The 13,752-nt window shown below is 31.0% G+C and carries 12 protein-coding genes; 4 read left to right on the forward strand and 8 right to left on the reverse strand.

Features of this window, described 5'->3' with window-relative positions; genetic code table 11:
- The first annotated feature begins 125 nt into the window (after positions 1-125).
- Complete coding sequence (locus WR164_RS01610; protein ID WP_286135810.1) at positions 126-497, forward strand: hypothetical protein; 372 nt, start codon at positions 126-128, stop codon at positions 495-497.
- Between the two features lie 356 nt (positions 498-853).
- On the opposite strand, the gene WR164_RS01615 is transcribed toward WR164_RS01610, so the two are convergent.
- From WR164_RS01615 to abc-f, 3 genes are all read right to left on the reverse strand, one after another.
- Positions 854-1,543, reverse strand: coding sequence for a hypothetical protein (locus tag WR164_RS01615; protein WP_286135811.1), 690 nt, complete (start codon positions 1,541-1,543; stop codon positions 854-856).
- Between the two features lie 166 nt (positions 1,544-1,709).
- Complete coding sequence (locus WR164_RS01620; RefSeq protein ID WP_286135813.1) at positions 1,710-2,552, reverse strand: YdcF family protein; 843 nt, start codon at positions 2,550-2,552, stop codon at positions 1,710-1,712.
- Between the two features lie 86 nt (positions 2,553-2,638).
- Positions 2,639-4,171 carry a ribosomal protection-like ABC-F family protein gene (abc-f, locus tag WR164_RS01625; RefSeq protein WP_286135814.1) on the reverse strand — a complete coding sequence of 511 codons (1,533 nt, stop codon included), beginning with the start codon at positions 4,169-4,171 and terminating at the stop codon, positions 2,639-2,641.
- Positions 4,172-4,659: 488 nt separating this feature from the next.
- On the opposite strand from abc-f, the gene WR164_RS01630 reads away from it, so the two are divergent.
- Complete coding sequence (locus tag WR164_RS01630) at positions 4,660-5,481, forward strand: SPFH domain-containing protein (protein ID WP_286135815.1); 822 nt, start codon at positions 4,660-4,662, stop codon at positions 5,479-5,481.
- 356 nt (positions 5,482-5,837) lie between these two features.
- Positions 5,838-6,434 carry a hypothetical protein gene (locus tag WR164_RS01635; protein ID WP_286135816.1) on the forward strand — a complete coding sequence of 199 codons (597 nt, stop codon included), beginning with the start codon at positions 5,838-5,840 and terminating at the stop codon, positions 6,432-6,434.
- Positions 6,435-6,521: 87 nt separating this feature from the next.
- On the opposite strand, the gene WR164_RS01640 is transcribed toward WR164_RS01635, so the two are convergent.
- From WR164_RS01640 to WR164_RS01650, 3 genes are all read right to left on the reverse strand, one after another.
- Positions 6,522-7,445: a magnesium transporter CorA family protein gene (locus WR164_RS01640; RefSeq protein ID WP_286135817.1), complete on the reverse strand. Its 924-nt coding sequence runs from the start codon at positions 7,443-7,445 to the stop codon at positions 6,522-6,524.
- 122 nt (positions 7,446-7,567) lie between these two features.
- Positions 7,568-8,512 carry an LCP family glycopolymer transferase gene (locus WR164_RS01645; protein WP_286135818.1) on the reverse strand — a complete coding sequence of 315 codons (945 nt, stop codon included), beginning with the start codon at positions 8,510-8,512 and terminating at the stop codon, positions 7,568-7,570.
- A gap of 264 nt (positions 8,513-8,776) precedes the next feature.
- Entirely contained in the window at positions 8,777-9,130 is a 354-nt protein-coding gene (locus tag WR164_RS01650) for a hypothetical protein (RefSeq protein ID WP_286135819.1), read from the reverse strand.
- Positions 9,131-10,003: 873 nt separating this feature from the next.
- Between WR164_RS01650 and WR164_RS01655 the strand changes: the two genes are divergently transcribed.
- Positions 10,004-10,333, forward strand: coding sequence for a hypothetical protein (locus WR164_RS01655; RefSeq protein WP_286135820.1), 330 nt, complete (start codon positions 10,004-10,006; stop codon positions 10,331-10,333).
- Between the two features lie 128 nt (positions 10,334-10,461).
- On the opposite strand, the gene WR164_RS01660 is transcribed toward WR164_RS01655, so the two are convergent.
- The gene (locus tag WR164_RS01660; protein ID WP_286135821.1) at positions 10,462-12,030 is read right to left on the reverse strand and encodes a putative glycosyltransferase family protein; all 1,569 of its coding nucleotides are present in this window, start codon (positions 12,028-12,030) and stop codon (positions 10,462-10,464) included.
- 379 nt (positions 12,031-12,409) lie between these two features.
- Positions 12,410-13,567 carry a glycosyltransferase family 2 protein gene (locus WR164_RS01665; RefSeq protein ID WP_309297712.1) on the reverse strand — a complete coding sequence of 386 codons (1,158 nt, stop codon included), beginning with the start codon at positions 13,565-13,567 and terminating at the stop codon, positions 12,410-12,412.
- Positions 13,568-13,752 lie beyond the last annotated feature (185 nt).

The raw sequence follows: 13,752 nt of genomic DNA on the forward strand, positions 1-13,752 counted from the left end.
AATACAAAATCATCGTAATTTATTAATTATTTTAGGATTAAGATTAATTTGAAATGTATGATTGAAACGTTTAAAATTTATGATAATTATTAAATGAAGATTGAGAGAAATGAGTGAGCATATAAATGTTTAGAAAAATCATTCATCAAATATTTATCATAGTTTCCATATTATTTGTAATGTTATTATTTTTTGTGATTCAAACTGGGTCAGATTTATATGAAGATTTTCAATCTGAACAAAAATTCGAATTAAATATAATGAACAAATTTTATAAGAATATTAACGATAATTATAGTTTGAAAAAAATATCTAGCAATAGAGAAACATATCAATATGTTAGAAATAATCGAAAAAAGAAAATGTTTCAAATGACAGATGATCAAGGATCTGAAGATCTATTTTATTACTCAGGTTTCTTAGGCAAAAAAACGGTGGGAATTGAAGGAATTACAAGAAACGGAAATAATAAAATAACTAAAATATTTCTAAATTGATGTATTAATTGAAAAGATACAAAAAAACCATCAAGGCCGACAAACGTTGATGGATTAATTAGATAAATTATTTAATTCAGCAAGGCGAATTGGCTTACGCTAATTTCCTTGGAAAGGGGATACCAATGACGGTTGGTATCCTTTTCTTATACATTTATTATATATAATTTTGATTAAATGTAAATAAATATTTATGAAACAAAAAAGACTGGCAAAAATGCCAGTCTAAGATGTGAAGATACAACAAAGCAATTAACCAATATTGTTAACTTCAGAGCATTTGCATGCTTTTTTAATCACTAATTTCATAATATCACAATTTTTATATTCAATTTTATTTTAAATGTAAAATGGTATTATTTAATGCTTTTAATAATTTTATTCACTTTAGTTAAATTCCAATCATTTTCTCTTGGACCTTGATTATTTCCTGAATAGTCAGGAATTCTAGTTATTAAATAATGGTTATTATTATCATTGAATTCAAATTGACGATCGCTAATTACATTAATTTTATTATTATGATTATGATTTTTTAATTCATTAAAATAATCCTTAAATGTATTAAAAGCATCGTTCCCAATGGCAATGAATTTGATATCATCATTATTATTAGTAGTAATATTTAATTGTTTTAAACGATCAAATAAATGTTCGACATCTAATATTTTTGCTTTAACATTTGAACTATTACTATTATATTCGTGATTTAAATCAGTCATAAAAGCTCCCCAAAAATTGGTATTGTATAGTGCAGCTGCTAAACTTGCATCATTACTTTTACCTTGGATATGAAATGCTAATAAAGTATGATTATCTATATCTTTACCTTTGTCTCCAGGGTTTTTTCCAACGATTATTCGATCTTTTTTCATTCCATGAATCATTGTTTTTATAGATGATCCATCTAACTTTTTTACAGTATTTTTTGTTTTAAAGCATTTAACTTTTTCTTCATCATTCAAATTGTCAAAATTATTTACGCTATTCTGTGGTTCCCATATAGCAACACTATCAAAATTAGTAAAATCATTTTTAGTTAGCATGATTATTGACTCCTTATTTTAATATTATCAATAAAACATCAATCAACTTAATAATATCATTATTAGTAAAAGTATGAAATGCTTTAATGATGGTGACATTGATTAACCACTTTGCCACTACATCACATTTGGAGCTGACGTAATGCCAGTCTTTTTTGTTTCTCAATTAAAAATAAAACACCATAATATTCGTAATTATAATTAAAACCCCAATCAATACTTGAATCCACGGATGAAGCAGCATTATTGCAATCCACTCACGGATGGTGGCGTAAGGCATGAAATACCGGTTTGTTTTGGATCCGATGCCGTAAATCTTTAAGCCAACTTTGCTAGCATCAATTCCAGCCCTTAGAATGTGGTAGTTGCTGGAAACATAAATGCCTTGATTTAAACTCAAATGGTGTTGCTCAATGATTTTTTTCGAATATTGCATATTTTGGAATGTGTTTAGAGAGTTAGTTTCTGCAACGATATCATTAGCTTCAACGCCATGTTCGATTGCGTATTGTTTCATAACCAAACCTTCAGGAACACTTTCATCGCTACCTTGTCCGCCAGAACAGATGATTAAGGGATGGTGATGCTGTTGATAAAATTTGATTCCAGTATCGATACGACTAGCTAGTAATCTTGAAATATGGTCGCCACGGATCAATCCAGCACCTAGAATAATAATAAACTGGGGTCGGATTCGAATTGGCTTGCGGTTTAATAACCAAGAAGACGATGCAAACCAAATAAAGTTTAAAATGAAATAGGCAATTAATGACATGATGATTGATGCAACCAACATTTCTAAGTGATTGAGTGGCTGCCTAAAAAACACATTGAATATGATTGGAAATAACACAATGATGGCTGCAATGATGACCAATGGTTTCGCAATCCAATGCTGTTCAATCCACCATTTTAAAAGGGCGCGCCAAATGCCACGCCAGTAGTAGATGAATAGTGTAAATAGTGCAATCACAATTGCAAAAATAATGGTGAATAATAATGCTGACAAAAACATCATTACCCCCTCCTTAAATTGAATAACCACTATCATAAACGCAAAACGGCCGAAATGAAATACTTCCGGTCGCTTTTTTATTATAGTTTCTTTATCCTCTGACTGATTTTCTTAAAAGCCTGGTTTAAATGCGGATTATGTGGATCCTCGCTAAGTTCGTTAATTAATGATGATTGGCGATTCTTAAGCAACATTAACCATTCCTTTTGATCATCATGATTGTGACTGCTCTGGTTTTGATACCGTTCATCAATCAAGCGATGATTTTGAATTGTAACCTTCCTAGTTGCAACCTGGTTTAAGAAATACCGGTCATGTGAAACGAACAGCACCGTTCCAGGATAATTCGCCAGTAATTTCTGAAGGGCGTTCATCGCACTGATGTCTAGGAAATTAGTCGGTTCATCTAACATTAATAAATTAGCATCGCTCAAGAAGATCTTCGCTAAACTAACTTTGACGCGTTCGCCACCACTTAACGTCGCAACACGTTGATTAATCATATTAGATTTGAATCCTAGTCTTGCAAGAACAGTTCTGACCATTTCATTATCTTGAAAACTGGTGGAAGTTACGTTCTGCATGATAGTCTGATGAACATTTAAATCTTCTAGTTGTTGTTTAAAGTAGCCAATTTTAACCTTAGAATGAATTGCTATTTTTGAATCATTATGTTCATCAATCACATTTAAAAGGGTGGTTTTGCCACTGCCATTGGATCCCATGAGGGCGACCTTGTCACCACCATTAATCTTGAAATTAATATCCTTGATTAATAATTTGTGATTACGTTTTAAATTCAAATGATTAATGGTTAGGATACTGCCCTTATTAATTGCATCTTCCTGGTTTACGCTCATTTTAATGGGCTTTTCAATCTGCGGACGATTGACTTGGGGCATTTTATTCAACCTAGTCTTCATCGCATTTACCTTGTGCTGCATCCGACCTTGTTTTTGATTGTAATATCCCTTCTCTCGTCCGGATTCATTATTGCCCACTTTTTGGCGCGGTACCTTAGTGGAACGATTAGTTTGAATTTCTTGGACAACCGTGGCATGTTCAAGCTGTTTGCGTTTAATCTGGTCTTGATAATAATTCTTCCATGCCAATTCATTTTTATGTTTCTTAGCATTTCGATAATAACTGTAATTGCCATGATAAACATTTAGATGATGGTCTTGAAGTTCCCAAATGGTATTAATCGTATGGTCTAAAAACGTTCGATCATGTGAAATCACAATAATGGTTCCCTGATAGTGTTTTAATTGATTCTCTAAAAATTCAATATTGTGAATATCTAAATCCACTGTGGGTTCATCTAAGAAAATAATGTCCGCATTGCTGGCAAAGGTTTGGTCTAGATATTTTCTGACAATTTGACCACCGCTTAAGTTTAGATTCGGTTTGATTTGTGGTAATAAAAATTTTTTAGCATCTGGGGTTAACGGACTATGATCTGATGATAATAATTTTAACAATAGGGTTTTACCAACGCCATTGTTACCGATTAAACCAATCCGGTCATTCTGATGGAATCCTAAATGCTTAATTTTAAAAATGTTGCTTGCACCGATATTTTTAGTAAGGTTATTTGCTTGATAGTATGTCATAAAAAATCACCTGTCTTAAGAGCGTAAATAAACTAGCTAATATTAATTAGTTGTTTAGTAATTATTAACGTCTATTTTTAAAACAGATTAGTTCTTCATGGTTATCTTTAAAATTCCTCTTACTTTCGTTAAATTAAATTTAGAAAATTCCTCTTACTTTCGTTAAATTAAATTTAGAATAGTGGATAATTAAAAATAAGTCAAATTGGGGTTGATTTTCCACCACTTAAGCATATAATGAGGCTCTATTATTTGCGAAGGAAGGTTGTGATATTCTGGATAGTCTAGAGCACCGCCAGTTTTTAGGTAAAGTCATCAATGGAAGTGAAATTGATGTTAAACACGGGTTAGTGGACGTCTCCGGCATCTTTTATCATTATCAGATTAAGGATAATGAACCGGTCAAGGCCTATGCTAAATACAAGATCGTGCAAATCAACGGCAATCAATTTCAATTAAAATTAATTCAATAGGAAGAAGTGGTTTGAATGTTAGGGGTAAAATTCGTTAAACAAAATACCAAGGGGTTAGTGGAAACTTTCGGTAAATATAGTCATAGTGTGAATTCTGGAATACATATGTATATTCCGTTCTTTCAGAAAATCAGGATTGTGTCGTTAGCCATGGCACCGGTATCACTGCAGCGTTACTCATTGATTACCCGTGATAACGCCGAAGTTAAGGCTAGCGTGACTTTGAACTACCACGTCACTGACGCGGTTAAATATTCGTATGATAATACTGATTCGGTGAAATCAATGGAACAGCTAGTTCGTGGTCATTTGCGGGATATCATCGGAAAGATGACGTTGAACGAAGCGTTAGGATCAACCAAACAAATTAATTTAGATCTAGCGGATGCCATCGGTGATCTAACGAACGTTTATGGAATCAACGTCGATCGGGTCAACATCGATGAATTGATTCCATCACCGGACATTCAAAAGGCAATGGAACAGCAGTTAACTGCTGACCGGAAGAAACAGGCTGCTATTTCCCAAGCAGAAGGGGAATCTAAGTCGATTGAGTTAACGACGAAAGCTAAGAATGAAGCTATGATTGCGACTGCCAAAGCCAAGGCTCAATCAACGAAAACGGAAGCCGACGCCGAAAAGTACCGGATCGATACGATTCAGTCCGCTTTAGGGGAAGTTAATGACAAATACTTCCAGAACCAGTCCATCAATGCCTACAAATCATTGGCAGATTCCGATACCAACTTGGTGGTCGTCCCATCCGATCAAGCTAACCAGTACGGTCAGGTACCAGTCATGAAGAAAATGTTGGAACAGGGAAAAGATAATAAATAATAAAAATGTGCTCACGGATTTGATCTGCGAGCACATTTTTAGTCTAATTTTGGAATAAAAAATCGGCTGCCTAAAGTGGCAAGCAAAGTGAACCTCTAAAGTTGGACAATAAAAATTGTATACTTTGGTGGTTCACTTCAATTACTGTTTTTACTTTATAGCTAAATTTTACTTCTATAATTTTAAATTTCTGTGATTTGAATTTATAGCTTATTTTTTACAGAAGAGGCTCTACATCAACATCAGCGCGTGTGCGAGCAGATGTAATGTATAAATGTAAATTAAAAGTACATCTAGTCATGATCTTCAATATAAAATATGCTAAACATATATTATATTGAGGGAGTTAATTAATTATGAAAAAGTTCAATGTAAAGAAATTATCCAAGAAAATCGTATTAGGGGCTGCAGGGGTTGCACTCTTCGCACCGATGGTTATTGGTTCTATCCAAGCTCATGCTGACATGTCTTTACCAAGCCAAGCAGAAATTGATAAAGAAAATAAGGAATCCGCCGCTAATGACAAAGCTGCTGAAGCTTGGGGTAAAAAACATGCTCACTACACTGGTGAAGATGATAGTGGCCACGATGTTGACATTAACAGCTCTGGCGATATTAAAGGAGCATATGACCACAGTGATACTAACTCTACGCCTACTGTTCATCATCATGCTAAGAAACATGCAGTCAAAAAACACGTTAGTAGAAAGCGTAAGGCCCGTAAGAGCAAACGTCATACTAGAAGATTAAGTAGAGCTCAAAAGAATGCGCAACGCTTAAATAAGTTAGCAAGATACTTGAAAAAATGGCAAAAGAAAGACATTCACAAATTAACCCGCAAGCCGAACCGGTTACATTCTAAACGTAGTAAGAAAGCTTTACGAAGAGTAGCTAAATATACCCATAACAAGAGTTTACACAATCAATTAAATCTGATCATCAATCAATTATAAAAAAGAAGCTGTAATTTAATTTTCATTTCTAAATTGCGGTTTTTAATTATTTAAAGTTTGAAAATTATTTTTAAATTTAATGATTTTTTACAACCAATGCTTCTTGTAAATCCACCAAATCACCAAACTAATGATAACCGAAATAATGATTGTTAATTCCCACGCAATCGGTGAATTGGCGAACGGCAAATTCACGTTCTGCCCATAGAATGCAAAGATGATATTCGGAATTGTCAGTAAAATTGAAAAGACGGTCAAAATTTTCATCGTCGTATTCAAACTGCTGTCTAACAAATTGGAATAAGCATCGGCGACTTCCTGGGTCACGGTACTGGCAATCTGCGCCATCGTCAATTCCTGGTTGTTCTCGACCAGAATATCGTCGACCCGTTCCAATTGGGTTTCGTTCAATTGATCCTTGAACTGGCGCTTGATGTTCGTCAATAATTCGCGGTTCGAAGTCAATGAAGTTAGGTAGTAGACAATCCGGGTCTGCAAACCTAATAATTGCGTAATTTCACTGCGACTGGCTTTGCGACTCAAGTTCTGTTGAATGTTGGTCCGCATCGCGTTGATCCGGTTGATATGGTCGGAAAATGGAATCGTAAGCTGATAGAAAATTTCTAGTAGCATGTTCCAGACGTCTTCCGGTTGTGGCTCCGTTTGGTCATCATCCATCATATTCTTGATGACTTTTTTCACGATGTTATTAGTATTTTCACTCCGCGTTCTAGTGAATGTAAACAACTTCCGGTCCTTGGTGACTAGAATGCTGATCGGTTCGGCACTGAGGTCACCTGAAAAACGGGTGGTGACGGGAACGTCGTAGATAAACAAGAGGTATGATTGCTTTGGATTCGTTTCGATCCGCGGGCGTTCTTGAATATCTAGGGCGTAGTTTAAAATGCCTTTTCTAATTTTATATTGGTCATGTAGTACTTTTCTATCATCATCAGTCGGATTATGAACCTGAATCCATTCTAAGTGTTTGATTTGTTTGGGTGTTATCAAGAAATAAACTCCTTTATTAAAAAATAGTTTATCTCCCATTATACACGGCGATAAAAGAATAAAAAAATCGGCTTCTCTTAGTGAAAAGGGAAGTCGATTTTTATTGGTTTTATTTTAAAATTTTATCTGTAATCATATTTGGTTCCAGTTTGAGCAGGCTTTAAATCTAAATTCTTTCTTACTAAATTAGTAATTCGTTGTTTTTCATTCTGAGGGACAACTTGAAAACTAACGCCGTTGATCATATCGCCATTGCCCTGAAGGTAAGTTGAATTAACGTGTTGGTTCGTATCACGGTAATTTATGGCAAGGTCAGTTAGTTTGCCAAGGTTCAAATTGGTTTGAGCTTGGGTTGATAATGAGTTAAGAAAACCACTGTTCAAAATGGATTTAATATTAACACTCTTCTTGATGAGGGCGGTCAATAACTGACGCTGACGTTCTTGGCGTCCATAGTCACCACGTGGATCCTGGTAACGCATCCTTGAGTATTGTAATGCCTTATCGCCATCGAAGTGGGTCATCTGACCTTGCTTGTAATGGTATCCAGAGTAACTAAAGGTTTGAATCGGTGCAATATCAATGCCACCCACTTCATTGATGGCTTTCTTTAAACCACCCATGTTGATTAATCCAAAGTAATCGACGGGTACATTTAACCATTGGCTGACGACGTTCATGGCTGAACTGGCACCGTTGTAAGTGTAAGCTGAATTGATCTTGACGACACCATCGCCGGGAATGTTAACGACGGCATCACGGGGGATGCTGACCATGGTAGTGGTCTTAGTCGATGGGTTCAAAGTTACGAGCATCATTGAATCGGTCCGGCCTTTATAATCACGGCCCAATGCACCAGTATCAGTCCCTAATAGTAGAATTGAGATGGGGTGCTTTTGATTGACCGCATCAGGTCTCGAATTTTTGGCAGTTGCCGGTTGATAACTATTTTTGCTAGCTTGGTGCAGATTATGCATCGCATAGCCACCCACGCCAATAATGGCGACGATGATGACGGCAAGCACGATTAAAATTGTATTTCTAATTTTATGACTTTTCTTTGGCATTTCGTAACCCTCTTAATATTATTTTTTAGCCGTACATATTGTACATATTACTAAAAACTCATTATAGCATTAATATAAAATTATTTTCATTCTTTTTATTTTAATGAATGTGTGAGGTTAATATTGTTTAATTTGAATATTATTAATACTAGATGATATAATACTTATGGTTTAGAAAAACATAGATGTTGAAATTAAATGTTATTTTAATATTTATAGAAAAAAAGGCAGAGAACCAATTTAAAATTTGATTCTCTGTCTTTTTTAATAATTTAATGTTGAATTAAATATTTTTGGCAACTTTTTTAAATTTCTTCTAGTTCTGTTTAATACTTTTCTAGCATTCTTTTTAGTTCTCTTACTGTGTGCTTTCTTTAAATTAGTTTCTGCTTTAAATAATTTTTTATAAGCATTAACTAATTTATTAGCTAATTTTTTAGCCTTACGGTTATTAGAATTTTTAGCAGCAGCTAGTGCTTCTTTAGCAAATTTATATCCACGTTTATTAGTTTTAGCTAATTTAGATACTTTAAGATCAGAATAAGCTTCCTGTCTATAAGCAGTTCTTAATGCCTTACGAGCATTTCTTCTAGCCTTATATGACTTAGCTCTTGCCAACCTTGTTTTAGCATTCTTAACATTCTTAGCGGCACTATTTTTGTTATTTACAGCTTTAGTGTAAGCACTAACTTTTTTGCTACCATGTTTTTTAACAAGAACTTTCTTGGATTTTTACAATTTATTAAATTTAATAAATGGCTGGAATTATCAATTGGAATGACATTATTAGTATTAACTCATGTTATAAGTACATTTATACTTTTCTTATTTTTTATTATATGGATTATTCTTGACTATAAATTAATTAATTTAAATAAGATAATTATTTTATTTAAAGCAGTAGTTGTTACACTGTTAAGTAGTAGTTTATATTGGCTACCTGCTATTAAATTGGTTCTTATGAATAAATTAATTAGACCATTTAATATGGGAATGCCAGGAGTTAATAGTGATATAATTTTAAAGGATAGTTTATTCCCCCTCAAATTATATTTCAGATTCTCAATTTATACACTTTACAGTAAATATTATAGCTTTAATTACAGTTTTACTGGGATTTATATTTTTTAAGAAATTAACAAAGATTAATAAGAAATTATATATATGTAGTGTTATTATTATTTTAATTTATAGCAATTTATTTCCATGGAACCTTTTTCTAATACTTTCTTGAATATTATTCAATCTCCATCTAGATTTTATATTATTCCACAATTATTATTGGACTATCTTTTTTCCTGTATCATTATAAATAATTTTAAAAAAATAAGCATTTATTTAAAATTATTTTTAATTATTGTATTTTGTTTGATTTTTCAATATAACATTCAAAGTCAATATATTAATCAAATTGTTTATAGTAATTCTAACAATAATATTAGTGTAAATAATAAAAACAGTCATATTACTAATAATAGATTTTTTAATTTAATGGGTGATAATGATTATTATCCTAAAGCAACTTTAAATGATAATATTGTACAATATATTATAAATAATAAAGAATCAAATATAAATAATGTTAATTTTAATAATTATGGAAATGGTGTTATTCATTTTGATAATCAGCAGAATAATAAGTATGTTGTTTTACCTTACCTATATTATAATGGAATTAATTATGATGTATCTATTAATAATAAGCATTATAAAATTCATCATGATCAAAATAGCCTTTTGAAAGTTCTTAACTTTCCTAAAGGAAAAGGAATTATTATTGTAAAAAGTAATATAATGTTAACTAATATTTTATGTATTTAATGACTATTGTTGAATTAATTATATATATAGCAAAATATTTCAAATATAAATTCTTTAAATAGATGCAAAAAATCCTCTAAAAGATTTGGCTTTTAGGGGATTTTATTTATAATTTGTATTTTATACGATTATTTTTCCAAATTAGCACTAGCAATGCTAATCATATTTTTACCTTTAGGTAAATTCTTTAGTGTTAAACGATAGTTATTGTATGTTAATTTCTCATTAATATGACTATCAGATAACCGGTGATGATTTAAAGTAAATTTATATTTGATTCCCTTATAGATATAAATGGGGTATTCAATATTCTGATAACCCTTATTGTTAATAATAATTCCCTGTTTAGTGGGTTGATAATTAATAATGTGATTTTGGTTATCATTCTTATCATATATCTTTGTTTTGAAATGCATATCTAAATGGAGGTTATTTTTTACAATTGGATTTGGTGCATAATCGTATGCATAATAAAAGTGTTGTAGATTTTTATAGCTGGCAGCATTAAATTTAAACTTATTATAATAGGTATCATTAGATTTGGATTCAGCATAATACATTTTGGAAACTGTATCTACTAAATATCTATTATGCATTAAAAATTGAAATCCATATTCATTGACAAATGGGATACAGATGCAAAAAGCAACAAATATATATTCAAAAGATTTAGGAAAACTGATTGCATCATTATATTTTCCCGTAATTAATTTTGTAGCTAAGAATGCTAGAAAAATATGAGCAACTAACATAAAACGAAATGCAAATTGGAATTTAGAAATAAATGGAGTATATGTTGAAAGAAAATTTCCAATATATTTAATATTAATAACAAAACAAATAATTCCAATAAACCAGCTTATTAAATCTAATTTAGTATAATTTTTGCTTTTAATAAATAAGATGCTTGCAAAACCAATAATTTCAGTAATTCCATAAACATAATTAGCCGGCTTTCCTATATATTCATAGATGCCATCAAGTATATGGCCAAAATTACTTGGTAAATTAATGTTATTTAAATGAGATAGTTCAAACATTGGATACCAAAAAATGCTGGTTAATAATATTATTGTCATTAATGATGCAAATAATTTTAATGATTTTTTATAATTAATCTTATTTATATAAAATATTCCAATAATCAATAAAAATAGGGATCCGATTCCACCAGTTATAAGATGACTTGATAAAGCTAATAATATTCCAATAGTAAACATAATAATATGTTTACCATCTTTTAAAAAGCTTATAAGTCCAAAAAAAGCAAGTGGAAAAAAAGCCATCGCTAAAGTTGCACCAATATCACCGCTGTAAAACGCCCAATTAAAAATTAAAGAACTATTAGTATACAGTATAGAATATACGAAAGCATTACTATTTGAATTATTGATTACTTTAGATCCAAAATAACTTGTCATATAAGTAATAAATAAAATGATACCAATTACTGAGTAGAACAGGATGACACCATTGGGTATAAAAAAAGAAAGTAAAATAAATGGAAGTAATGTAAGCCAAGGATAAAAAGATAAAACTGTTCCATAGGGGACGGTGGTTCCTTGATTAATAAAAGGATAGTTTCCTTTTATTAAATTATATTTGATTCCATTAATTCTACTATAGTGATATATAAAATCTGGGTTATTATAAACTTGGTTAAAGTGAAGTAAGTAAGCCACACTTAAAAAAGACATGAGAATAAAAAAACATATCATAAATATTTTGTTGTGCTGATTAAATAATTTACGAATTGTTAATGTCATTAAAAAATCATTCCTAACTTATAAAAATGTGAATTAACGGGATAATGAATGTAATTAAAATTAAAATTATAAAATTGATGATCATTAATACTATTAACCAGGTTGAATAATGGGCCCCATCTTTTTTATCAACTTTTTTGCTATAATTCCAGTCATGATCTGAACGAAATTTATTATAAAATACATGAATGATTTCCATAATTGACAAAATAAAATAAAAAATGGAAAAACTTGCAGAAATATAATATAAAGATTTGATGGTAATATTAAATGGTAAAATATTCATTAACATATGATAGTCACTTCAATTCTATTTTTGCTTCTTTTTAGAATTCCAATATATTTTATGTTGATCAATATATGATTCTAAAGCCCATAAATATGCTATTTGCAGTAGTAAACTGTACCAAAGCCATCCCATCATTGACATTGAATAAAAACGATCGAACCAGGTACCGAATTTCCAAGTACGAACCGTTTGATCAATGATAAATATTATTCCGATTGTAAACCAAAAAGAAGTTAATGAGACGTTATTAGTTAGATAAAGATAAATGGACATGCCAATAAATAAAATATATGAAAAAACAGATATGAATAACATTATTTGTTGAAAAATATAAGTAAGCATAACGCGATTAATTTTTCGTTCATTAACCAATTCGATGGCACCTAGATACCATCTTCTTCTTTGACTGAGTAAATCTTTAACACTACCTTTGGTGGAGGTATAACATTGGCAGTCAATAGGGCTGATTAGTCTAGCACCAACTTCTTTTAGACTAATCGTCATTTCAAAATCTTCGGTAACTGTTTTTACGTTATAAAAATATTTCTTATGATTCTTTTGATATACTTTATTTAGCATTTCTGCGCTGATTAAACTACATGTTCCAGTCAATACGAACACTTTTTGTGATCTTTCAACTTTACCCGCGTATGTAATCCATTCTAATTTTTGACCCTCTTCTATATTAGAATGAACGTGTCGTGGGGCTTTAAAAATGGAACCGACGCAATCATATGCTTTATTAAAAAATAATCTTTTGTATTTTTTAAAATTAAATAATTTTAAAATTGTTTTTCTGATTGGATTCATATTCATAAGTTTTCTACTTATTTTAGGACGGTTAGGGTAGACTAAACTTTCAGCTTTTTTAAACCAAAGTTTGGGGTCGACTACTTCGGTATCAGCGTCCATGATTAAGAAAAATTGATTTTTAATTGAAAAATCAGCATATTTGTCAAGGGCCTGATTTAAAGCACCTGCTTTTCTGAAGTTATTATCAACAGTATTAAATGCAATATCTGCTCCTGATTTTTTAGCAATTTCTAACGTATTATCACTACAATTATCACAAGCAACGATAATGCAATTAACATAATTTCTGATTGAATCGATTGCTTTTTTTATACCATTTTCTTCATTATGAGCAGGTAAAATTGCAGTGATGTATATGTTACTAATAAAAAATCACTCCTTAAAAAGCTTGAATAAACATTGAATAAATAATATTGACATTTGATATAATTTTGGTTATATTATATATTGTAGGAATATGTCAAAATATTGAAAATAAAGACAAAAATATAGAAATAAATCATTAATTAAAAATAAATCCTACTTCATTTTATTTTATCATAATATTATTT

Origin of the sequence: Philodulcilactobacillus myokonensis, from assembly GCF_027923585.1 — a bacterium.
GTDB lineage: Bacteria > Bacillota > Bacilli > Lactobacillales > Lactobacillaceae > Philodulcilactobacillus > Philodulcilactobacillus myokonensis.